Source organism: Aminobacter aganoensis (assembly GCF_014206975.1).
Lineage (GTDB): Bacteria > Pseudomonadota > Alphaproteobacteria > Rhizobiales > Rhizobiaceae > Aminobacter > Aminobacter aganoensis.
In genome coordinates, this window is record NZ_JACHOU010000010.1 from 1 (window position 1) to 23,290 (window position 23,290).

The 23,290-nt window shown below is 65.8% G+C and carries 20 protein-coding genes; 15 read left to right on the forward strand and 5 right to left on the reverse strand.

The window, feature by feature from the left end; translation table 11 throughout:
* Positions 1-658: 658 nt before the first annotated feature.
* Positions 659-1,315: a TerC family protein gene (locus GGR00_RS18000; protein ID WP_184700265.1), complete on the reverse strand. Its 657-nt coding sequence runs from the start codon at positions 1,313-1,315 to the stop codon at positions 659-661.
* A 333-nt stretch (positions 1,316-1,648) separates the two neighbouring features.
* Here GGR00_RS18000 and GGR00_RS18005 point away from each other — a divergent pair, with 333 nt between their 5' ends.
* The 8 genes from GGR00_RS18005 (at position 1,649) to GGR00_RS18040 (ending at position 11,031) form a co-directional block, all read left to right on the forward strand.
* Positions 1,649-2,323: a Crp/Fnr family transcriptional regulator gene (locus GGR00_RS18005; protein ID WP_055975907.1), complete on the forward strand. Its 675-nt coding sequence runs from the start codon at positions 1,649-1,651 to the stop codon at positions 2,321-2,323.
* A 186-nt stretch (positions 2,324-2,509) separates the two neighbouring features.
* Positions 2,510-4,483 (forward strand): AMP-dependent synthetase/ligase, encoded by a 1,974-nt coding sequence (locus GGR00_RS18010; protein ID WP_184700266.1) that lies wholly within the window; start codon positions 2,510-2,512, stop codon positions 4,481-4,483.
* Positions 4,480-5,259, forward strand: a complete 780-nt coding sequence (locus GGR00_RS18015; protein ID WP_184700267.1) for an ABC transporter ATP-binding protein — start codon at positions 4,480-4,482, stop codon at positions 5,257-5,259. Before GGR00_RS18010 ends, GGR00_RS18015 begins: the two co-directional genes overlap by 4 nt.
* A gap of 114 nt (positions 5,260-5,373) precedes the next feature.
* The gene (locus GGR00_RS18020) at positions 5,374-6,348 is read left to right on the forward strand and encodes a branched-chain amino acid ABC transporter permease (protein WP_184700268.1); all 975 of its coding nucleotides are present in this window, start codon (positions 5,374-5,376) and stop codon (positions 6,346-6,348) included.
* Positions 6,349-6,352: 4 nt separating this feature from the next.
* Complete coding sequence (locus tag GGR00_RS18025; protein WP_184700269.1) at positions 6,353-7,429, forward strand: branched-chain amino acid ABC transporter permease; 1,077 nt, start codon at positions 6,353-6,355, stop codon at positions 7,427-7,429.
* A 48-nt stretch (positions 7,430-7,477) separates the two neighbouring features.
* Positions 7,478-8,809, forward strand: coding sequence for an ABC transporter substrate-binding protein (locus GGR00_RS18030; protein ID WP_184700270.1), 1,332 nt, complete (start codon positions 7,478-7,480; stop codon positions 8,807-8,809).
* Between the two features lie 69 nt (positions 8,810-8,878).
* Positions 8,879-9,715 carry an ABC transporter ATP-binding protein gene (locus tag GGR00_RS18035; RefSeq protein WP_055975924.1) on the forward strand — a complete coding sequence of 279 codons (837 nt, stop codon included), beginning with the start codon at positions 8,879-8,881 and terminating at the stop codon, positions 9,713-9,715.
* Between the two features lie 77 nt (positions 9,716-9,792).
* A complete protein-coding gene (locus tag GGR00_RS18040; RefSeq protein WP_184700271.1) occupies positions 9,793-11,031 on the forward strand; it encodes a phenylacetate--CoA ligase family protein in 1,239 nt (412 codons plus the stop codon).
* 60 nt (positions 11,032-11,091) lie between these two features.
* On the opposite strand, the gene GGR00_RS18045 is transcribed toward GGR00_RS18040, so the two are convergent.
* From GGR00_RS18045 to pdxA, 4 genes are all read right to left on the reverse strand, one after another.
* Entirely contained in the window at positions 11,092-12,222 is a 1,131-nt protein-coding gene (locus tag GGR00_RS18045) for an iron-containing alcohol dehydrogenase (protein ID WP_184700272.1), read from the reverse strand.
* A 43-nt stretch (positions 12,223-12,265) separates the two neighbouring features.
* A complete protein-coding gene (locus GGR00_RS18050) occupies positions 12,266-13,402 on the reverse strand; it encodes a sialidase family protein (RefSeq protein ID WP_184700363.1) in 1,137 nt (378 codons plus the stop codon).
* Between the two features lie 79 nt (positions 13,403-13,481).
* A complete protein-coding gene (locus GGR00_RS18055; RefSeq protein WP_184700273.1) occupies positions 13,482-14,387 on the reverse strand; it encodes a dihydrodipicolinate synthase family protein in 906 nt (301 codons plus the stop codon).
* A complete protein-coding gene (gene pdxA, locus GGR00_RS18060; protein ID WP_184700274.1) occupies positions 14,384-15,373 on the reverse strand; it encodes a 4-hydroxythreonine-4-phosphate dehydrogenase PdxA in 990 nt (329 codons plus the stop codon). The genes GGR00_RS18055 and pdxA overlap by 4 nt, the downstream gene beginning before the upstream one ends.
* Positions 15,374-15,749: 376 nt before the next feature.
* On the opposite strand from pdxA, the gene GGR00_RS18065 reads away from it, so the two are divergent.
* The 7 genes from GGR00_RS18065 to GGR00_RS18095 all read left to right on the forward strand — a co-directional run bounded on the left by GGR00_RS18065 (position 15,750) and on the right by GGR00_RS18095 (position 23,265).
* Positions 15,750-17,399 carry an ABC transporter substrate-binding protein gene (locus GGR00_RS18065; RefSeq protein WP_184700275.1) on the forward strand — a complete coding sequence of 550 codons (1,650 nt, stop codon included), beginning with the start codon at positions 15,750-15,752 and terminating at the stop codon, positions 17,397-17,399.
* 82 nt (positions 17,400-17,481) lie between these two features.
* The gene (locus GGR00_RS18070; RefSeq protein WP_184700276.1) at positions 17,482-18,438 is read left to right on the forward strand and encodes an ABC transporter permease; all 957 of its coding nucleotides are present in this window, start codon (positions 17,482-17,484) and stop codon (positions 18,436-18,438) included.
* 7 nt (positions 18,439-18,445) lie between these two features.
* Positions 18,446-19,405 (forward strand): ABC transporter permease, encoded by a 960-nt coding sequence (locus GGR00_RS18075; RefSeq protein ID WP_055976007.1) that lies wholly within the window; start codon positions 18,446-18,448, stop codon positions 19,403-19,405.
* Positions 19,402-20,412, forward strand: a complete 1,011-nt coding sequence (locus tag GGR00_RS18080; RefSeq protein WP_184700277.1) for an ABC transporter ATP-binding protein — start codon at positions 19,402-19,404, stop codon at positions 20,410-20,412. The genes GGR00_RS18075 and GGR00_RS18080 overlap by 4 nt, the downstream gene beginning before the upstream one ends.
* Positions 20,412-21,404 carry an ABC transporter ATP-binding protein gene (locus GGR00_RS18085; protein ID WP_184700278.1) on the forward strand — a complete coding sequence of 331 codons (993 nt, stop codon included), beginning with the start codon at positions 20,412-20,414 and terminating at the stop codon, positions 21,402-21,404. The genes GGR00_RS18080 and GGR00_RS18085 overlap by 1 nt, the downstream gene beginning before the upstream one ends.
* Positions 21,401-22,480, forward strand: coding sequence for a four-carbon acid sugar kinase family protein (locus tag GGR00_RS18090; protein ID WP_184700279.1), 1,080 nt, complete (start codon positions 21,401-21,403; stop codon positions 22,478-22,480). The genes GGR00_RS18085 and GGR00_RS18090 overlap by 4 nt, the downstream gene beginning before the upstream one ends.
* Complete coding sequence (locus tag GGR00_RS18095; RefSeq protein ID WP_184700280.1) at positions 22,477-23,265, forward strand: FadR/GntR family transcriptional regulator; 789 nt, start codon at positions 22,477-22,479, stop codon at positions 23,263-23,265. Before GGR00_RS18090 ends, GGR00_RS18095 begins: the two co-directional genes overlap by 4 nt.
* The last annotated feature ends 25 nt before the right edge of the window (positions 23,266-23,290 follow it).

A 23,290-nucleotide genomic window follows, 5' to 3' on the forward strand; every position in this document is an offset into this window, starting at 1 on the left:
GTTTTGGTATCTGGCTGCCGGCTGACCGTCTGATTACAACCGCATCAGCCGCCCGCAAGGACCCCAGCGGCCGACGACGCGGGATAAGCCAAATCGCGACCAAATACAAAAACGCACCGCAGCCGAATTGCCATGAGCCCCTAGGCATGCACGTCAAAGGCCGTGGCCTGAGAGCGCCGCTTATGGTGTGGTGCGCGCCCAGGCGGTCGAACACTTCTCGCCAGCCGTGCCAGGCACTCGGATGCCCTCGACGCGTCGAGGCAAACGCCGCGCTACGTCAGCGCATGGCTTTGCAAGCTTCCACGAGCCCGTCCAAACGGTCTTGAGGACGTTATGCCGACCGGGCCAGGGCAGGTTTTGCACAGTTAAGACAGGTACGTGCAGGAATAGGTGCCAGGAAAACCAAGGTCCACAAAGTACAGCGACATGCGGCTCGCATGCAGGGGCGCGTGGCCAATGCCTGGCCGCTCGGGGGCTCCCGCCGGCAAGTTGAGTGGAGGAAAAGTGGCCCTGAATGAGCGATGACCTGGCCGTCCCAGGATCGCAGGCTGGTCGATGCCCGCCGGCCGCAAAAAAGGCCCGCGCGAAGCGGGCCTTTTCATGTCGCACCTGCAGACCGGAGACGTCGTTCTCCGGCCTGCCTGATCGTGCCGTGCCGTCAGGAGCCGGCGATGTAGGGCATCAGCTCATAGGCGCCGCGATAGATCATCTCGCCGGCGACGTAGAGGATGATGATCAGGCCGACATAGGCGATCCAGCGATGCTTCTGCAAAAGATTGGCGATGAAGCTCGCGGCGATGCCCATCAGCGCGATGGACAGCACGAGGCCGAAGATCAGCACGTTGGGATGGTCGCGCGCCGCACCGGCGACGGCCAGCACGTTGTCGAGCGACATGGAAACGTCGGCGATGAGGATCTGCCATGCCGCCTGTCCGAGCGTCTTACGCGGGGCCGAACCGGCAACCTTGCCGTCCTTGTCGATATCGCTTTCCGAAAGCGCCTCGATGGCCTGGGTTTCCTCGGTGTGGGTCTGCCGGAGCTCGCGCCACATCTTCCAGCACACCCACAGCAGCAGCACGCCGCCGGCAAACAGCAGGCCGACGATCTGCAGCAGCTGGGTCGTGGCAGCGGCAAAGCCGATGCGCAGCACTGTCGCGGCAACGATGCCGATGAGAATGGCCTTGGCGCGCTGGTCCTTGGGCAGGCCTGCGGCGGCAAGGCCGATGATGATCGCGTTGTCGCCCGCCAGGACCAGGTCGATCATGATCACCTGGAACAGTGCGGTCATCGCTTCTGGAGTGAAAAATTCTGTCATGCGGCACCCTTTGCTTTCAGCTGGGGGCGGCGCGGCTTGCAATCATAGCCGTAGGCAGCGCGGACTCCGCGCGTGTCACAAAGTGCTGCTACAGCGTAGGGATTTCAAAAGCCAGGCCACCCGGATTGGAACTTCCAGTCCGACATCACAGTCCTCGATGGACTGCCAGAGGGGCCCGGCCTGGTAGCGACTAGCTAATTGCCGCAAGCGAGAAACTCAAGGCCAAATTTTGCCAGGCGCAGAGGATTGGCGCCGATTGGCGGGCCTCGCGGCGTGACGAAGGCGTCGGCGGCATGGTACGCAGGTCACTCATGCCAGTGTGCAGGAGCGCGCGTGATCAGTTCGGAGCAATTTCTGACCTCGGTGTTCTGGGCGCAGGAGCTGCCAGGCGAGGAGCAGGAGCGGGCGCGGCGCGGCATTGCGCTGCGCAATCTCGACGTGGGTGCTTCCCTCATTCACCGCGGCGACCGCGTCGACAGCTGGATCGGCGTCGTCAGCGGCCTGCTGAAGCTCGGCTCGATCACCGATTCCGGCAAGGCGGTCAGCTATGTCGGCTTGCCGCCGAGCTGCTGGTTCGGCGAAGGCTCGCTGCTCAAGGACGAGCCGCGCCAGTACGACGTCGTCGCCTTGCGCCGCACCCAGGTGGCCCTGCTCAACCGCGCCACTTTTTTCTGGCTGTTCGAAAACAGCGTCGCCTTCAACCGGCTGCTGGTGCGCCTGTTCAACGAGCGCCTCGGCCAGTTCATCGCGCTGGTCGAGCACGACCGCACGCTCGATTCCACCGGCAAGGTGGCGCGCAGCCTGGCCTGGCTGTTCAACCCCGTCATCAGCCCCTTCCTTGGCAAGCACATCGACATCAGCCAGGAAGAAATCGGCCTGCTGGCCGGTGTTTCCAGGCCGGTCGCCAACCGCACCTTGCAGGAACTGGAGCGGGCCGGCCTGTTGCGCAACGAGGGCGGCGGCGTGACGATCCTGGATCTGGGAAAGCTGCGGCGCTACGGCGAATAGACGGCGCCAGCGGCACGGTCTTCGGCACTCGCCGCCGGGCGGCGGACCTAGTCCGGTAAGTTATATCAAGCATGCCCGGTCTGTCTGTCAAGCCAGCCCTTGAAAAAGACGGCCAAGGTTGCGAGCTTCCAATCAACGACCGGGAACACCCGGCGATCTACGAGGGAACAAACGGGAGGCGTGCCTTTGGCACAAGGGAGCGCAACGCGCGAGCTCGATACGTTTGCCAAGCTGTTGTGCGAGCATGCCCGCGTGCGGCCGAGCCGCCCGGCGATGCGGTACAAGGATCTCGGCATCTGGCGGACGTGGAACTGGAGCGAACTGGCCGAGACCATCCGCGCCTATGCTGCCGGCCTCGCGCAACTGGGCCTGGAGCGCGGCGCGACCATCGCCGTCATCGGCGAGAACCGGCCGGCCATGTACTGGACCATTCTCGCCGCGCAGTGGCTGGGAGCGATCCCGGTCCCGGTCTATGCCGATGCGGTGGCAGACGAGATGGCCTATGTGCTCGACCACGCCGACGTTGCCTTTGCCGCGGTGCAGGACCAGGAGCAGGTCGACAAGCTGATCTCGGTCCAGGACCGCGTGCCCAAGCTTCGGACCGTGCTCTATGACGAGCCGCGCGGATTGCGCGACTACGACCACAGCCGGCTCCATGCCATCGCCGACGTCATTGCCCGGGGACGCGAGCTTGTGCGCACCGACCCGGCTGCGGCAGCGGCCGTCGATGCCGAACGCGATCGCGGCCAGGCCAGCGACATCTCCATCATCCTCTACACCTCGGGCACCACGGGCCGCTCCAAGGGTGTGCTGTTGACCGCCGGCGGCTCGATAGCGGCGGCACGCGATACCGTCGCCTTCGACAAGCTCACCGACCGCGACGAGGTGCTTGCCTATCTGCCGCTGGCCTGGGTCGGCGATCACTACCTCAACTACGCCCAGTCGCTGGTCGCGGGTTTCTGCGTTGCCTGTCCCGAGAGCCGCGAAACGGCGGAAGCCGACACGCAGGAGATCGGGCCGAGCTTCTACTTCGCGCCGCCGCGCGTGTTCGAGACGCTGCTGACCCGGATCACCATCCGCATGGAGGATGCCGGCGCGCTCAAGCGCGGCATGTTCAACCACTTCGTCGGCGTTGCCAGGCGCTGGGGCGAAAAGATCCTCGACGGCGAAAAGGTACCGCTCCATGCCCACCTCGGCTACGCGATCGGGAACCTGCTGGTCTACGCGCCGCTGAAGAATGTGCTCGGCTTCTCCCGCATTCGCGTCGCCTACACGGCCGGCGAGGCGATCGGCCCGGATTTGTTTTCCTTCTACCGCTCGCTCGGCCTCAACCTGAAGCAGCTCTACGGCCAGACCGAGGCCTTCCTCTATGTCACGGCGCAGCCAGACGGGCAGATCCGCGCGGGCACGGTGGGACCGGCGACGCCCAATGTCGACATCCGCATCGCCGACGACGGCGAGGTGCTCTACCGGTCGCCGGGCCAGTTCGTCGGCTATTACAAGGACACCGAAAAGACGGCCGAAACGGTCACTCCGGACGGCTATGTGAAGACCGGCGACGCCGGCTTCTTCGATCCCGACGGCCACCTCACCATCATCGACCGCGCCAAGGATGTCGGCAAGCTGAAATCAGGCGCGCTGTTTGCGCCGAAATACATCGAAAACAAGCTGAAGTTCTTCCCCAACATCAAGGAAGCGGTGGCCTTCGGCCAGGACCGCGACTTCGCCACCGTCATGCTCAACATCGACCTGACGGCGGTGGGCAACTGGGCGGAACGCAAGAACATCGCCTACGGCTCCTACCAGGAGCTGGCGCAGCGGCCCGAAGTCTACGCGATGTTCACCGAGCATGTCGCCGAAGTGAACCGCGCTTTGGCCGCCGAGCCGCGCATGGCGGCGGCGCAAATCAAGCGTTTCCTGATCCTGCACAAGGAACTCGACGCCGACGACGGCGAGATGACGCGCACGCAGAAGGTTCGCCGCGGCTTCATCGCCGAACGCTACCAGCCGCTTGTCGATGCCCTCTACAACGGCGCCGAAGCCGCCGACATCTCGACCGAGGTGACCTTCGAGGACGGCCGCAAGGGCGTCATCGCGGCAAGGGTCCGCATTGCCGACGCCCAGGTGGCGCAGGGCGCCAAGCCGGGGGTTGCCGCATGAACGCCGCATCGGAAACATTGCTGGCGGTCGACGGCGTGTCGCTGTCCTTCGGCGGGGTCAAGGCCATCACCGATGTGTCCTTCGACATCCGCAAGGGCGAGATCCGCGCCATCATCGGCCCCAACGGCGCCGGCAAGACCTCGATGCTGAACGTGGTCAACGGCTTCTACCACCCCCAGCACGGCCGCATCACCTACAAGGGCAAGACCCGTCCGCGCATGCGGCCCTACCAGGCGGCGAGCCAGGGCATTGCCCGCACCTTCCAGAACGTGGCGCTGTTCCGCGGCATGACCACGCTCGACAACATCATGGTCGGCCGCACGCTGAAGATGCACCGCGGCCTGCTGTGGCAGATGCTGCGCTACGGCCCGGCGATGCGTGAGGAGATCGAGCACCGGCGCGTGGTCGAGGACATCATCGACTTCCTGCAGATCGAGGCGATCCGCAAGACGCCGGTCGGCAAGCTGCCCTACGGCCTGCAGAAGCGCGTCGAGCTCGGCCGGGCGCTGGCGATGGAGCCGGAACTTCTGCTGCTCGACGAGCCGATGGCCGGCATGAACATCGAGGAGAAGGAGGACATGTGCCGCTACATCCTCGATCTCAACAAGCATTTCGGCACCACCATCGCCCTCATCGAGCACGACATGGGTGTCGTCATGGACCTGTCCGACCGCGTCGTGGTGCTCGAATACGGGCACAAGATCGCCGACGGCACGCCCGAGGTGGTCAAGGCCGATCCCAAGGTCATCGAAGCCTATCTCGGCGTGGGGCATTAGCCATGCCGGTGTCTGGTGGAGGAGGAAAGTTCCGCATGAACACGAGACGCAGCGCAGCACGGACGATGGCAGGCCGCTCGACATCCGGCCGGGCCGGCTGAGGAAGGCAGACCGATGCTCTACAACATCTTCATCGACCCTTTCGTGCAGATGGCGCAGATGCCCGATCTGCTGGTCCAGACCCTGTGGGAAGGGCTGGTGTCGGGCGTGCTCTATGCGCTGATCGCCCTTGGCTTCGTGCTCATCTTCAAGGCGTCCGGCGTCTTCAACTTCGCCCAGGGCATCATGGTGGTGTTTTCGGCGCTTACCCTCGTCGGTTTCTACGACAAGTTTTCGGCCGCCGGTTTCTCCGGCCACGTCGCGGCCTTCGTCGCGCTGATCCTGACGGCGGCGGTGATGTTCGTGCTGGCGATGCTGGTCGAGCGCGTCGTGCTGCGGCCGCTGGTCAACCAGCCCGACATCATCCTGTTCATGGCGACGTTCGGCATCACCTACGTGCTGATCGGCTTCGGCGAGATGGTGTTCGGCGGCGACCCCAAGCAGATGATCGCCAGCGAGCTTTACCTGCCCAGCGGCTCGGTCGATGTCGAGATGCTCGGCGGCCTCGTCAGCTTCCAGAAGATCGACATCGCCGCCGCCGTCATCGCGTCCGTGATGATCGTCGGGCTGGCCCTGTTTTTCCAGAAGACCCGCATCGGCCGGGCGTTGCGTGCGGTTGCCGACAGCCACAAGGCAGCCCTTTCGGTCGGCATTTCGCTCAACCAGATCTGGGTCATCGTCTGGTTCGCCGCAGGCCTCGTCGCGCTGGTGACCGGCATCATGTGGGGCGCGCGTTCCGACGTCTCCTTCGCGCTCGAGATCGTGGCGCTCAAGGCGCTTCCGGTGCTGGTGCTCGGCGGGCTGACCTCGGTGCCCGGGGCGATCGTCGGCGGGCTGATCATCGGCATCGGCGAAAAGCTTGGCGAATTCTACTGGGGGCCTCTGCTCGGCGGCGGCATCGAGAGCTGGTTCGCCTACGCCATTGCCCTGCTGTTCCTGCTGTATCGGCCGCAGGGCCTGTTCGGCGACAAGATAATAGAGCGGATCTGACGACATGTTCTATCGCGAAACGGGTCAGTTCAAGCAAAGCTACGCGGCCGACCAGGCGGTGTTTCCGATCCTGCAGGACCGGCTCGGCCTGGCCGTCATCCTGCTCGTCGCCTTCGTCGCAGTGCCGCTGTTCGGCAACGAGTTCCTGCTCGCCTCGGTGATGGTGCCGTTCCTGATCCTTTCGCTCGGCGCGATCGGGCTCAACATCCTCGTAGGCTACACCGGGCTGCTGTCCCTCGGTTCTGCCGCCTTCATGGGCGTCGGCGCCTATTCTGCCTACAAGCTCTCGACCATCTTTCCCGGCGTCAACATCCTGGTCTGGATCCTCTGCTCGGGCTTCTTCGCAGCGGGCATCGGTGTGCTGTTCGGCCTACCGTCGCTGCGCATCAAGGGTTTCTACCTCGCGGTCGCGACGCTGGCTGCGCAGTTCTTCCTGCAATGGTGTTTCGTGCGGATAAGCTGGCTCTACAACGACAACCCGTCCGGCGCCATCGAAGTGCCGGCGCGCACGCTGTTCGGCCTCGCCATCACCGGCCCCTCGGCCACGCCCGTCACGCGCTATCTCGTGGTGCTGGTGATCGTCGCCGTCATGACCCTGCTCGCCTCCAACATCGTCCACGGCAGGATCGGCCGCACCTGGATGGCGGTCCGCGACATGGACATCGCCGCGCAGCTGATGGGCATCCGACTTTTGCCGGCAAAGCTGCTCGCGTTCGCGGTTTCGTCCTTCTACTGCGGCGTTTCGGGCGCGCTGATGGTCTTCCTCTGGCTCGGCGCCGCCGAGCCGTCGGCCTTCGACATCAAGCTCTCGTTCCTGCTGCTGTTCATGGTCATCATCGGCGGCCTTGGCTCGATGATCGGCAGCTTCTTCGGCGCTGCCCTGATCCACATCCTGCCGATCGTCATCCGCATGCTGCCCGAGGCGCTCGGCCTGCCGATCGCTGCGGCAACCGTGGAGCACCTGACCTATCTGATCGTCGGCGCCCTCATCATCTTTTTCCTGATCGTCGAACCGCACGGCCTCGCGCGGCTCTGGCAGATCGCCAAGCAGAAGCTTCGTGTGTGGCCCTTCCCTTACTAGGGGTCCCGCACAAGACGGAAATGCAAAAGAAGTAGGGAGGAGAACCAAATGTCGTTCAAGAACTGGCTATACGCACTTTCTGCAGCAGCAGCGCTGACCTTGCCGGCCGTCCACGGCGCGCAGGCCCAGGAAGAATCGATCTATGTGCCGCTGTTCACCTATCGCACCGGTCCGTTTGCCGGCTCCGGCACGCCGATTGCCAACGGCATGCACGACTATCTGACGCTTCTCAACGAGCGCGACGGCGGCATCGGCGGCGTCAAGCTGGTGGTCGAGGAATGCGAGACCGGCTACGACACCAAGAAGGGCCTCGAATGCTATGAATCGGTGAAGCCCAAGAAGCCGGTGATCGTCAATCCATGGTCGACCGGCATCACCTTGCCGCTGATCCCCAAGGCGGCCGTGGACAAGATCCCCGTGCTGTCGATGGCCTACGGTCTTTCGGCCTCGGCCAAGGGCGACACCTTCCCATGGATCTTCAACCCGCCGGCAACCTACTGGGATGGCTTCACCCAGATCCTGCAATACATCGCCACCCAGGAAGGTGGCGGCATCGACAAGCTCAAGGGCAAGAAGATCGGCTACATCTATCTCGATGCCAGCTTCGGCCGCGAGCCGCTGCCGCTGATCGAGCAGCTGTCCAAGGAGCTCGGCTTCGAGGCCAAGCTCTATCCGGTGGCCGCCGCCGACATGCAGAACCAGTCGTCGCAGTGGCTGAGCGTGCGTCGCGACAAGCCCGACTACATGATCCTCTATGGCTGGGGCGCGCTCAACGCCACCGCCGTCAAGGAAGCGGTCAAGACCAACTATCCGATGGAGAAGTTCATCTCGATCTGGTGGCCGAGCGAGGATGACGCCAAGGGTGCCGGCGACGGTGCAAAGGGCTTCAAGACGCTGAACTGGCATGCCGTGGGCGCGGACTTCCCGCTTCTCGCCGACATCCAGAAGCACGTCGTCGATGCCGGCAAGAGCCAGGTCTCGTCCAAGGACAAGGTCGGCCAGGTCCTCTACAACCGCGGCATCTACAACTCGATGCTGATCGCCGAGGCGATCCGCAAGGCGCAGGAGATCACCGGCAAGAAGGCGGTCACCGGCGAGGACGTCCGGCGCGGGCTGGAAGGCCTCAACATCGACGAGGCAAGGCTCAAGGAGATCGGCCTCGAGGGCTTCACCGGTGCGGTCAAGCTCTCCTGCGCCGACCACAACGGCCACTTCTCGACCTTCGTCCAGAGCTGGAACGGCACCACCTACGAAAAGGTCTCCGACTACATCGCGCCGATGAGCGACAAGGTCGGCCCGCTGCTCGATGCCGACGCCAAGGCCTATGCCGAGAAGAACGCGCCGTGGCCGGCCCGTGCCGAGGCGTGCGACGCCTCGTAAGCCGACTGCGCCCTTCAACGTATCCCTTCCCCCGGTCGGGGGGAGGGACCCCAGCTCCGGAGCTTCGTCATGCCTGAACATGCTTCCATCGCTGTCGACACCGCCCGGCCGATGCTGTCCGTCAACAACATCGAGGTGATCTACGATCACGTCATCCTCGTCCTCAAGGGTGTGTCGCTGGCCGTTCCGCAGGGCGGCATCGTCGCCATCCTCGGCGCCAACGGCGCCGGCAAGACGACGACGCTGAAGGCGATCTCGAACCTTCTTCACGCCGAGCGGGGCGAGGTCACCAAGGGCTCGATCGAGTTCGACGGCGAGCGCGTCGACAGCCTCAGCCCGAACGAACTGGTGCGGCGCGGCTGCATCCAGGTGATGGAGGGGCGGCACTGCTTCGGCCATCTGTCGATCGAGGAAAACCTGCTCACCGGTGCTTTTACGCGGCGTGACGGCAACCGCGCCATCCGCGAAGATCTCGACATGATCTACGACTATTTCCCCCGGCTGAAGCAGCGCCGGTCGTCCATGGCCGGCTACACCTCGGGCGGCGAGCAGCAGATGTGTGCCATCGGCCGCGCCATGATGAGCCGTCCCAAGATGATCCTTCTCGACGAGCCGTCGATGGGGCTGGCGCCGCAGGTGGTCGACGAGATCTTCGAGATCGTCAAGGACCTGAACACCAGGCAGGGCGTGTCGTTCCTGGTGGCCGAGCAGAACACCAACATGGCGCTGAAATACGCCACTTACGGCTACATCATGGAAACCGGCCGCATCGTCATGGATGGCGACGCCGCCTCGTTGCGCGACAACGAGGACGTCAAGGAATTCTATCTCGGCATCGGCGGCGAGGGCCGCAAGTCGTTCCGCGAGGTCAAGAGCTACAAGCGGCGCAAGCGCTGGCTCGCCTGAACCGCGTCATGTTCCGGGTGCTGCGCGGTCATGCCAGCTGGGCGGCGCGCCCCATCGTCCAGAAATCCAGGTGAACCATGGTCACGAACGCACATTACGATGCCGGGGAAACCCAGGATCCTGCCGCCCGCGAGGCCGCCCTTTTTGCCAGGCTGCATTCGCTGCTCGAGACCGCGCAAGCCGGCGCGCCGGCCTTGCGCCAGCAGCTTGAGGGCGTGGCCGTCGCGAGCCTCGTCGACCGTGCGGCACTCCAGCAGGTGCCGGTCATCCGCAAGGGCGACCTGCTTGCCCTCCAGGCCAAGGAACCGCCTTTCGCCGGCCTGTCGCCCGTCAGGCCGGGTGCGTTGAAGCGCCTGCTCGTTTCCCCCGGCCCGATCTTCGATCCCGAAGGCCGTGGCGACGACTGGTGGGGTTCTGCCCGCGCCCTGTTCGCATCCGGCATGCGCCGGGAAGACATCGTCCACAATGCCTTCAGCTACCACCTCACCCCAGGCGGCCACATGATGGAATCGGGTGCCCATGCGCTTGGCTGCGCGGTGATCCCGGCCGGCGTCGGCAACACCGACCAGCAGGTCGAGGCGATCGCGGCACTCAAGCCGTCCGGCTACATCGGCACACCCGACTTCCTCAAGATCCTGATCGACCGCATGAGTGCCGTTGGTGCTGCAAACCCGTTCCGCCACGCTTTGGTTTCGGGTGCGGCGTTCCCGGCGTCGCTGCAGCAGGAGATCGCCGGTGCCGGCATCGACGCCTACCAGGCCTATGCCACCGCCGAGCTCGGCGTCGCCGCCTATGAAACCACGGCGCGTTCGGGGCTTGTCGTCAACGAGGGGCTGATCGTCGAGATCGTGCGTCCGGGCACCGGCGAGGCGGTCGCCGACGGCGAGGTCGGCGAGGTCGTGGTCACGCGGCTCAACGCGGAATACCCGTTGCTGCGGTTTGGTACCGGCGACCTGTCGCGGGTGCTCTCCGGCCTCAGCTCCTGCGGCCGCACCAACATGCGGCTCGCCGGCTGGATGGGCCGCGCCGACCAGCGCACCAAGGTCAAGGGCATGTTCGTGGACCCGGCCCAGGTCGCCGTGATCGGCCGCCGGTTTCCCGGCCTCGGCCGGCTCCGCCTCGTCGTCGGCCGCGACGGCGCGCAGGACACGATGCTGCTGAAGGCCGAAGCCGGCGCGCCGAGCGACGAACTCCGTGCTGAGCTCGAAGCGGCACTGCAAGGCGCGACCAAGATGAAGGGCGGCGTCGAGATCGTCGCCCCCGGCAGCCTGCCCAATGACGGCAAGGTCATCGCCGACGACCGCCCGGTCGAATAGCGGCCGCCGCGTGGCCGCCAAGGCCAAACCAGCAGCTGTTCGGCGGCAGCGCGAAGCTGGTCAGTAGGCCGCCCGGTAGATCGACAGGATGTCGGTGCGCGCCAGGTCGCGCGGGTTGTTGTCGAGCAGGCGGCGGATGGCGAAGGCGTCATCGGCCATCGTCTCCAGGTCGTTTTCCGGCACGCCCAGCTTTGACAGCCGCATCTCGATTCCGAGCGAGGCGCAGTAATCATGCGTCGATCCGAACACGTCCTGCACGGCATTCGCCTCCGGCAGCCCGAGTGCAGAGAGCACATGACCGGTCTTCTCGGTCGCCGCCGGCAGGTTGAAGGCCAGCACATGCGGGAAGATCAGCGCGTTGGCGGCGCCATGGGCGATGTGCCAGCGCGTGCCCAGCGGATAGGCGAGCGCATGGCCGCCTGCCGTATTGACCGGGCCGAGGCAGAAGCCCCCATAGAGCGAGGCGAGCGACAGCCCGGCGCGGGCCTCGACGTCGCTGCCGTCCTTGACCGCACGCGCAAGGTAGCGGCCGACCAGCTTCACGCCTTCAAGCGCGTAGAGGTCGATCATCGGATGCGCCTTCTTGTTGGTGTAGGCCTCGACGCAGTGGGCCATGGCGTCGACGCCGGTGGCGGCGGTGACGGCCGGCGGCACGGTCATGGTCAGCGCCGGGTCGACGATCGCGATGTCGGCCAGCATCTCGATGCTTTCGACGGCGAGCTTCGCCTGCGTCTCCGGATCGGTGACGAGCGCGCGGATTCCGGCCTCGCTGCCGGTGCCGGATGTCGTCGGCACCTGGGCGAGCGCCACCCGGCGCCTTGCCGCCTTGCCAACACCGACGATGTCCTGCAGCCGCTGGCCGGTGCCGGCCATCACCGAGACAAGTTTGGCAAGGTCCATGGCGCTGCCGCCGCCGAAGCCGACGATCAGGTCGGCCTCCGAGCGGGCCGCCAGCTCCAGCACCTTTTCGAGATTGGGCAGGTCAGGCTCCGGGCGCACCTCGCCGAAGACGACCGTCTCGACACCCAGATCAAGCGTGTCCACCCGTGCCGCATTGAATCCGTCGGCGACGACCAGCGCCTTCCTGACGTTGCGTGCCTTCACCCAGGCGGCAAGCCGCGACACCACGCCGGGGCCGAACTCGATGACCGGCGGCCGAACGATCGTGATGGGCGTGTTGAGACCGGTCATCGTCATGGCTCCAGCTGGATATGGCCGCCGCAGTCAAGCATCGTCAGTACGCGCCTGGGGACAAGCGGACATATTTGATGGCGCGGCGGAAATAGGTGAAGGCGACGTGGATGACGCCATCCGGGGTCGCCAGGATCGACGGGTAGGAGAACTCGCGGTTCAGCCCGTCCTTGGAATTGTTGGTCAGGCAGAAGCCGTCGCCCGTCTCGAGGTCGATGCGGTTGCCGAAGCTCTCGCCGCCGTCGGAGGAGAAGGCGAGGCTGAGCGGCGCGCGCGGCACGCCCCAGACGGCCTTGCGGCCTTCCGGCTCGGTTGCTGGCTCGGCCGCGACGGGCTCGTCGCCCTCGATCTCGTCATAGAGCGACAATCGCCGGTCGTCGGACATCGAGGCGTTGGCATGGTTGTAGACGATGGCGATGCGGCCATCGGCCGTGCGCACGGCCTGCACCGACGAGTTGTTGTTGGGCAGGTCGGTGGCTTCAGGCGCGCTCCAGCTGCGGCCGCCGTCAAGCGAGCGGCTGCGCAGCACCTGTTCGGAAAAGCGGTTGCGGTACAGGGCCACCATCTCCTCGCTGCCGAGCGCCACGATGTTCATGTGCACGGCACCTAAGCTGTCGGGCACGTCGTGCATCGTCCAGCTGGCGCCGGCGTCGGTGGAAACCAGCACCGCCGCAGTGTCGACGTCGCCGCTCCAGCGTGTCCCCGGCCGGCCGATGCAGCGAAACACCGGCAGCAGCCATTCGCCGCGGCCGTTGATGATGATCGGCTGGCGCACGAAGGTGCCGGGAATGTCGCAGAGCACCGACACCTTGCCGAAGCTCTTGCCGCCATCCTCGGAGATGCGCCGCTTGACCACCGCGCCGTCCTGATGGCCCGAGGTCTGCGAGGTGTAGAGCAGCCAGACCTTGCCGTCGGGCGCGTTGAACAGCAGCGGGTTCTGTTCGGATTTCTGGGGGTCGTCCGACATCTTCTCCGGCGCCGACCAGCTGTCCGAGCCGGGCGCCAGTCGCGACAGGTAGACCGAGATGTCGCCCATGCCCTCCATCGTGCCGCCAAACCAGACGCAGGCCAGCGTGCCGTCGGGCAAAAGCGACAGGTTGGCGGCATGGTTCTGCACCGTCGGCGACGCCAGGAACGCGTCGCTGCGTCCCGACGACACCTGATGCAGCTTGCCGTCCATCTGCGCGGCGACCTCTGCGTGGGTCGTGACTGCGGCGGACGGGTGCGCCTGGGCTGTATTGGTGGCCACCGCGCCCTCCTTACGGCAGCCGTTCGAGCTGCGGCCGGAGCGCGGCGATCTCGCTTTCGCCCAAGCCCACCAGCGGCGGCCGCAGTCGCTGCCATGCCTTCTCGCCATGCTTCAGGCCGACCATGGCCTTGATGGTCGGGATCTGGGCGTAGCTGTTGGACAGGTTACGCCAGGCGTTGATGCGCGCCTGCGCGGCCTCGACCTTGGCCGCTGCTGCCGCATCGGCGTGGCCGTCGAACACGGTGCGCAGCGAATCCGCGATCAGGTTGGACGTCGCGGTGATGCAGCCGGCGCCGCCTTCGCGCAGCAGCGGCAGCATCAGCGGATCGGCGCCGGGGAACACGGCAAAGCCCGGATAGGCCTTCAACAGCGCCTGCATGTTGGCGAGGTCGCCCTTGGATTCCTTGATGCCGACGACCGTCTTCGGAAAAGCCTCGATCAGGTGGCCGACCAGCTCGACCGACAGCGAAATGCCAGAGACCTGGGGGATGTGGTAGAGCACGACCTTGAGCCGGTCGTCGGCCACGCCTTCGAGGATGCGCGAATAGGCGTCGAACAGGCCGTCGTCGGACACGCCCTTGTAGTAGAAGGGCGGCAGCATCACGACCTTGTCGATCCCCAGCGACAGCGCATGGCGGGTCAGCTCGATGGTCTCCGGAATGGCCGCGACGCCGGTGCCCGGCATCAGCCTGTCGGCGGCAACACCTGCCTTGATCACGCTTTCCAGCATCGCCTTGCGCTCACCGAGCGAGAACGAGTTGGCCTCGCCCGTCGTGCCGAGCAGGGCCACGCCATGGCAGCCCTCGTCGAGCAGCCGCTGGCAATGCTTGGCCAGCAGGCCGTGATCGGGCGACAGGTCGGCGTTGATGGGCGTGGCGGCGGCGGAGAAGACGCCCGAGATTGCGAAACTGGTCATGCTGTCACCCGAGGCGTTCCGGCGAGCTTGCGCGCATAGGCGATCGCCGCATTCATGTTGACGTGGTTGGCCTTGCCGGTCCCGGCAATGTCGAAGGCGGTGCCATGGTCGACCGAGGTGCGGTCGATCGGCAGGCCGAGCGAAATGTTGACGCCGCTGTCGAAGGCGACCAGCTTCATCGGGATGTGGCCCTGGTCGTGATATTGCGCGACGACGAGGTCGAAGGCACCTGAATAGGCGCGGTGGAAGACCGTGTCCGGCGGGACCGGCCCGTGGGCGTCGATGCCCTCGGCCTTGGCTGAAGCCACGGCAGGCGCGATGAACTCGTCGTCCTCGGTGCCGAACAGGCCGTTTTCGCCGCAATGCGGGTTGAGGCCGGCGACCGCGATGCGCGGGTTGGCGACGCCGATGCGGCGCAGGTGGCGATGGCCGGTGCGGATGGTTTCGAGGATGCGCTCCGGCTTGACCCTGATAATCGCCTCCTTGAGCGACACATGGGTCGAGACGTGGATCACCGACATGCGCTCGGAGGCGAGCAGCATCCACGACGAGCGCGAACCGGTCAGATGCGCCAGCATGCCGGTGTGGCCGTCATAGTGGTGGCCGGCAAGGTTCAGCGCTTCCTTGTTGATGGGCGCGGTGACGATGCAGCCGATCTCGCCTGCGGTCGCCGCTTCCACCGCACGCGCGATGAAGCGGAACGAGGCGTCGCCGGCGCGGGTGTCGATCTTGCCGAAGGCGATCGGGCCGCCGTCAATTTCGACATGCTCGATGGCGATGGTGTCGGCGCCGTCGGAGGCGGGCGCGAATTTCAACGGCGCGCCGACGATCTTCGCTGCCGCCTTGAGGCTGTCGCGGTTGCCGAAGACGCGGATGGTGGCGCGGTCGGCAGCATCCATCTCGGCCAGCGACTTGCAGATGATCTCGGGTCCGACGCCTGCCGGGTCCCCCATGGTGATGCCAATCGTGCGGCTAGAACTCGCCATCGCTCCCTGTCCGTCTTTTCCGCAGGCAGCACCCGGCTCCTGCGGTCTGGAATCCTCCCGAGCGCAAGCGCCCTGGGGGCGCGATCTGCACTTGGCTTATGGCCGGAAACTGACCACAAGTAGACAAGTTGTCAAGTTGCTTTTTCCAGCGCAAGCAGGCTGTCCGCTCAACGTAGAAGAGTATTGTATTGATTTAACGAGGAAATTCCTGCGGCATTTAACCGGGAGCTAATTTTTCTCGCCCGGTGTCTGAAAAAATGAATTGACATGTTTACAATATGGCGGCATTTGTTCGGCCCACGGTCGCCGCTTCCGTGTCTGTTGCCTTTCGACTGACCAGAGCATCGCCGTTCACGGGTTTCAGGGAGGAAATGTGATGTCGAAACGGAACACCGAGACTCCGTCGCGTGCCGGGATGACCCGCCGCGACGCGCTCAGGCTCGGCCTGGGCAGCGCTGTGGGCTTCACGCTGCTCGGCCTCAACGCCAAGATCGTCTTTGCGCAGGAAGGCCAGGTGCTGAAGGTTGCCAATCCGGCCTTCAACCAGGATTGGTCGCCGTTGCGCGGCGGCGGCGTGCCCTATCGCTGGAATTCGGCCTGGTGGGCCTCGCCGATGTATTTCGACAGCGAAGGCAAGATCCATCCTTATGTCTTCGCCACCTGGGAAGGTTCGGCTGACTCCAAGACCTGGACCTTCAAGCTCGACCCCAAGGCGACCTTCTCCGACGGCAGCAAGATCACCTCGGCAGATGTCGCCGGGTCGTGGAACGTAGCCGCGATGCCCGGCACCAAGAGCCAGCGTGCCGACCAGGTGCTCGCCAAGGTCGCGGGCTTCGCCGAGGTCACCGGCGGCAGCGCCAACACCATTTCCGGCGTCGCCACCCCGGACGAGGGCACCGTCGTCGTGACGCTGACCGAGTCCGACCCGATCTACTTCATGCGCGTCGCCAACCACATCGTGCCGATCACCAAGGCGTCGCAGTCGCGCGGCGAGGACGGCAACGAGATCCAGGACTGGTTCACGCCCGACGCGGGTGCCGTTTATTCCGGCCCGTTCAAGCTGACCAGCATCGACATCGACGGCGGCAAGCTGGTGTTCGAGCCGAACGAAAACTTCTTCGGCCCGAAGCCCAAGCTCGCCCGCATCGAGATCACCTCGATCGAGGACAATGTGACGGCGACCTCGCTGCTCAAGTCGGGCGAGTTCAACGCCCACACCGAGCTCGTCACCTCGACCATCGTGCAGGACCTCGGCGCCGAATTCGCCTCCGGCCCGCTGATCCCGACCAGCCAGCACTTCTGGTTCAATTCCAAGCGCGCGCCGATGGATGACCCCAAGGTTCGCCAGGCGCTGATCATGGCCGTCGACCGCGACGGCCTGATGAAGGCCTCGTTCCCCGACGGTCCGCACAAGAAGACCGACCAGGTCCTCAACTCGGTGCCAGGCGCCGACAATTCCGGTTTCGAGCCCTATCCCTACGATCCGGAAGGCGCCAAGAAGCTGCTCGCCGAGTCGACCTATGGCGGCCCCGAGCGCCTGCCCAAGATCCTGTTCGTCGGCATATCCTCGCCGGCCAACGAGGCGGCGGCCCAGTTCATCGCCGAGCAGTGGCGCCAGAATCTCGGCATCACCGCCGTCGACATGAAGCCGCAGCAGGACGCCTATGCCGGCCCCGACCAGAACGCGGTGCAGATCTTCCGCGATGACGTCGGCACCCGCGTGCCGGACGCGGCGAGCTATCTCGCCGGCTCCATCGCCTCGACCTCGTCCAACGCCCAGAACAAGCTCGGCGGCTACAAGAACGACAAGGTCGACCAGCTGCTGGCCGAAGCCGCCACCAAGGCGGCGGACGATCCGCAGCGCGTGGCCCTTGCCCAGGAGGCCCAGAAGGTCTTCCGCGAGGACTGGACCTTCATTCCCTGGTACGCACAGGCGATGTCGCGCTGGGCCAACGCCAATGTGAAGGGCATCGACAAGAACCTCGACTGGCAGGTTGTCGCCCCTTGGGAAATCACCGTCGGCTGATGCCGGCGTAACGCGCACGGGGGCTCGGCCCCCGTGCTATCCTCTTTCTGAGATCTAACCGAGCGGTGGGAGGCCGCCCGCCATGCTGCGTTATATTGCAACACGGCTGCTGCTGTGGATCCCGTCCGTCCTGCTGGTCATGCTGGCCGTCTATGCCATGGCCTATTACGGCGCCGGCGACCCGATCAAGCTGATCTTCCTGCGCGCCCCCGGCGATGTCGCCTACAATCCCGAAAAGATCGAGGCGATCCGCGATGCGGCTGGTCTCAACCGACCGTTCCTCGTCCAGTTCGGCAGCTACATCCTCAACCTGATCCAGGGCAATTTCGGCAACTCGCTGACCTCGGGCCGCTCTGTCTGGGCGATGGTGTCGGCCGCGGCCCCCGTCTCCTTCAAGCTCGGCCTCTGCGCCGTCATCCTGACGGCCATCGTCGCAGTGCCCCTCGGCATGATCGCGGCGATGAACCAGAACACCAAGATCGACTACGCGATCCTCGGTTCGGCGCTGTTCCTCTGGGCCATCCCGGCCTATGTCGCCGGCCCGCTGCTGATGGTGCTGCTGATCTTCATCCTGCCGGGCGGCAGCGTTCCCTATGGCTGGGGCGGCATTTTCGACGTCCGCATCCTGTTGCCGCTGCTTGTGCTGTCCTTCCAGCCGATCGCGCTGATCGTGCGCCAGACGCGTGCCGCGGTCATCGAGGTGCTGTCGGAGGATTTCGTCCGTACCGCCCGCGCCAAGGGCGTGCCGGAGATGGTGGTCGCCTTCCGCCACATCCTGAGGCCGGTGCTGACGCCCGTCGTCACCCAGCTCGGCCTGATCATGATCACCATCGTCAATGGCGCCATCTTCGTCGAGCTGGTGTTCGGCCTGCCCGGCCTCGGCCGCCTGACGGTCTCGGCGCTGACCAATTCCGACTATCCCGTCATCCTGGCCATCACGCTGATCGGCTCCTTCCTGGTGATGCTGTCGAACCTTCTCGTCGACGTGCTCTATCCGCTGCTCGATCCGCGCGCCAACGACACGATGAGGAGCCGCTGACATGACGATGACACCCGTCAATCTCTCCTCGACAGTGGCCGACGACGAGCCCCCCGTCAGCTTGTGGCGTGATGCCTGGCATCGCCTGCTGCGCAACAAGCTGGCGGTCGCCGGTCTCGCCGTGGTCATCCTGCTCGCCTTCGTCGCCGTCTTCGGTCCGTGGCTCACGCCCTACGACTTCCTGACCCAGGACCTCAGCGCCCGCAACCAGGCGCCGTCGCTGGCGCATCTGTTCGGCACCGACGACCTCGGCCGTGATGTCTTCTCCCGCGTCGTCTATGGCACCCGCACCGCCTTTGTCGTGGCGATCGTGGTGACGGCAATTGCGGTCGTCATCGGCGTCACCCTCGGCGCCATGGCCGGCTTCTTCGGCGGCATGTTCGACCGCGTCGTCATGTGGTTCACCGACATGACCATGTCGGTTCCCAACCTGCTGCTGGTCGTCGTCATCAACGCCTCGCTCAAGACGCCGATCACCGCCTGGATGGAGGCGCGCTACCAGGCGACGCTCAACCCGTTCTACCGCGAAACCATCTGGGTCGATTTCCTGTTGGTGTTCGGTTCGATGGCGCTGATCAGCTGGCCGCCCTATGCCCGCCTCGTCCGCGCCCAGGTGCTGTCGATCCGTGGCCGGCCCTATGTCACCGCCGCCCGTGCGCTCGGCCTCACCAACCGCCTGATCCTGATGCGCTACATCGTTCCCAACGCTATCGGCCCGCTGATCGTCTCGGTCAGCGCCGGCCTTGGCACCGCCATGGTTCTGGAAAGCGCCTTCTCCTTCCTCGGCGTCGGCGTCAACCCGCCCACGCCGAGCTGGGGCAACATGATCTCCGACGGCCTGCGCGTCTGGCAGCATTATCCACATCTGCTGGCAGCACCCGCCGCCGTGCTCGGCCTCGCCACCGTCGCCTTCTCGTTCCTCGGCGACGGCCTCAACGACGCTCTCAACCCGAGGGGCAGCAAATGACCGCTCCCGCAGACAACAAGCCGCTGCTCGACGTGCGCGGCCTGACCATCGAGATCGACACCCGCCGCGGCCCTGCCGTCATCGTCGACGGCATCAACCTCACCGTCGGCAAGGGCGAGACGCTCGGCGTCGTCGGCGAATCCGGCTGCGGCAAGAGCCTGACCATGCTGAGCCTGGTCCGGCTCCTGCCCAACAAGATCAGGGTCAAGGGCGGCACCGCCGAGTTCGCCGGCCGTGACCTGCTCAAGATGTCGAAGTCGGAACTGCGCCAGGTGCGCGGAGGCAAGATCGGTTTCGTCTTCCAGGATCCGATGACCTCGCTCAATCCGGTGATGCGCATCGGCGACCAGCTGTGCGAGCCGCTGATCTACCACCGCAAGATGAACAAGGCCGATGCGCGCGTCCGCGCCATCGAGCTTTTGCGCCTCGTCGGCATCCCCGGCCCCGAGCAGCGCATCGAGGCCTACCCGCACGAGCTCTCCGGCGGCATGCGCCAGCGCGTCATGATCGCCATCGGGCTCGCCTGCGACCCGGAACTCCTGATCGCCGACGAGCCGACCACCGCGCTCGACGTCACCATCCAGGCCCAGATCGTCGACCTGGTGAAGGACCTGCGCAAGAAGCTCAACATGTCGGTGGTGTGGATCACCCACGACCTCGCCTTGATCGCCGGCCTCGTCGACCGCGTCGCCGTGCTCTATGCCGGCACCGTCGTCGAGGACGCGCCGGTCAACGAGCTCTTCGCCCGTCCCACGCATCCTTATACGCGCGGTCTCTTGGCCTCGATCCCCAAGCTCTCCGACGAACGCGCCAGCCGGTTGTCCTCCATCGGCGGCACCCCGCCCGAACCAGGCCGCCGCCCCAAGGGCTGTCCCTTCGCGCCGCGCTGCGGACTGGCCGAGAGCGTTTGCCATGAGCGCGTGCCGGTGCTCGAGCCGGTCGCGGGATCGGGCGGCCACCGCGTCGCCTGCTTCGTCGCCCAGCGCCAGATGATGGAGGCCGCGTGATGGCTGCCGAACCGCTGATCAAGGTCGAGAACCTCGTCAAGCATTTCGTCGTCCGCCTCGGCGCATTCGGCGAGCGCGGCGCCACCGTCTATGCGGTCGACGACGTCAGCTTCGACATCTTCGCCGGCGAGACGCTGTCGCTGGTCGGCGAATCCGGCTGCGGCAAGTCGACCACCGGCTTCACCTTGCTCAACCTGCAGAAGGCAACCTCGGGCAAGGTCATCTTCCAGGGCGAGAACATCGTCTCGCTCGACGAAAAGCGCATGCGGCCCTATCGCCGCGAGCTGCAGATTGTCTTCCAGGATCCCTATTCGACGCTCAACCCGCGCATGACCATCGGCGAGGTGGTGGGCGAGCCGATCCTGTTCCACAAGCTCGCCACCAAGGCCGAGCTGCCCGAGTGCGTCTCGCGCCTGCTCGCCGATGTCGGCCTGCCCGCGCGTTTCGCCCAGCGCTATCCGCACGAACTGTCGGGCGGCCAGCGCCAGCGCGTGGCGATCGCCCGGGCGCTTGCCTGCCAGCCGAAATTCATCGTCTGCGACGAGGCGATCTCGGCGCTCGACGTCTCGGTGCAGGCGCAGATCATCAACCTGCTGCTCGACCTGCAGGAAAAGTATGGGCTGACCTACCTGTTCATCGCCCACGACCTTGCCGTCGTCCGCCACATCAGCACGCGTGTCGGCGTCATGTATCTCGGCCGCATGGCCGAACTCGCGACCCGCGAGCAGCTGTTCTCCAATCCGCTGCATCCCTACACCAGGGCGTTGCTGTCGGCGGTGCCCGAGGCCGATCCCGAGCTCGAAAAGACCCGCCAGCGCCAGATCCTGACCGGCGACGTGCCGAGCCCGCTGGCCCCGCCGGCAGGCTGCCGCTTCCACACCCGCTGCCCCATCGCCATGGACAAGTGCAAGGCCGTCGTGCCCGAGTGGCGCGAGGTCGTTCCCGGCCACCACGTCTCCTGCCACGCCGTGGGCATGGAAACGGCTGGATGACGCTGATGCTCGCCATCGTCGCCGACGACCTGACCGGAGCGCTCGACACCTCGGCGCCCTTCGTCGCGTCAGGCCTCAAGGTCGCGGTGGCGATGACCCCCGAGGCGACCGGCAAGGCTCTTGCCGGCAGGCCGGATGTCTTTGCCGTCAGCACCGCGTCGCGGGCGCTGCCGGCGGATGTTGCCTCTGCCAGGGTGCGCGACGTGGCGAAGCAATTGATGCCGCATGCTCCCGGCATCGTCATGAAGAAGATCGACTCCCGCCTGAAGGGCAATGTCTGCGTGGAGGCGGACGCACTCGCCGAGGCGTCGGGCCGCGACGCGCTGGTGGTGGCACCTGCCGTTCCGGACCAGGGCCGCACGACGCGCGACGGTGCCGTCGTCGGCCGCGGCGTCGATGCACCCTTGCCGGTGTTGGCGGCATTCGCCGGCTGCGCCAGGCGCGCTTCCGTCCGCAACGCCGCCGCCGATGCCGACCTCGACCGCGTCGTCACCGATACCGACTGGAGCAGGAGCGTTGCCGTCGGCGCGCGAGGTCTGGGCCTCGCCTTCGCGCGGCACCTCGACGGGGACAATTCGGAGCACGCATTGCCATCGCCAAGCGACGGAAACATGCTCTTTGCCTTCGGCTCGCGCGATCCGATCACCGACCAGCAGGTCGCAACCCTGCTGGATGGCAATCCCGATGTCGGTAGCGTCGATGCCCCGAACGGTCGCTTCGTCCTGCCGGACGACTGCGCCTTGCCGATGGTCGTGCGCTGCACTGGCGACATGATCGAGGATCCCTCCCGCATTGCCGCCCGTTTCGCCGAGCAGGTCGCCGCCGTAGTCGAGCGCCTTCGCCCCGCCACGCTCGTCATGGGCGGCGGCGACACGGCACTGGCGATACTTGGCGCGCTCGGCGCCGACGTGCTATTTCCGCAGGGCGAGGTGGCGCCGGGCCTGCCCTGGTTCACCATCGCGACACGCCATGGCGAGGGGCTGCGCTGTGTCGTAAAATCCGGCGGATTCGGGACGGTCGCGGTTCTCTCCGATCTCTTGCGGCCACCGAGCGGGGAACAGGCGGAACAGACATGACGACCGAATTGCAGCAGGACGGAACAGAGCCCGAAGCGGTCGACACCGGCGAAAAGCCGGGCAACGGCGGCACGAAGGGCGCTTCGAAGGCACCCAAGCTGGTCGACAAGGTCTTCGACCAGCTGCAGGAGCGCATCGTCTCGGGCGAATTCCCCTCCGGTTCCAAGCTGCCGGGCGAGCACGACCTGGCGACGCTGCTCGGTGTTTCCCGCCCCGTGGTGCGCGACGCGCTCGGCCGCCTGCGCGACGTCGGGCTGGTTTATTCCCGCCAGGGCTCGGGCACCTATGTCCGTGTCTTTGACACCCAGAAGACCAGCCTCGGCTTCTCCCCGGTCAAGACCATCGCCGACATCCAGCGCTGCTACGAGTTCCGCCTGACCATCGAGCCGGAGGCGGCCTATTTCGCCGCTCTCCGCCACGACGACGCCGCGATGCAGAAGATGCGCGCCGCGCTGTCCGAGCTGCGTGACGCCACGCGCGACCAGACCCACCGCTCCGACGTCGACTTCCTGTTCCACCGCTCGGTGGCCGAGGCCGCCAACAACCACTACTACACCGCCTGCCTCGACGCCCTGCGCCAGCACATCGCCGTCGGCATGAACCTGCACGGCCTGTCGCTGATGGGTCCGCTGACCAAGCTCGAGCAGGTCTACGACGAACATCGCGGCATCTGCGACGCCATTGCCGCCGGCGAGGCCGAGCTGGCTCGCGACCTGATGCGCGAGCACCTCGAAGGCTCGCGCAACCGCCTGTTCGAAAACAAGGTGCTCGACCTCTCGCGCTGACCTCCGGTCGGCTGAACCGACGCCG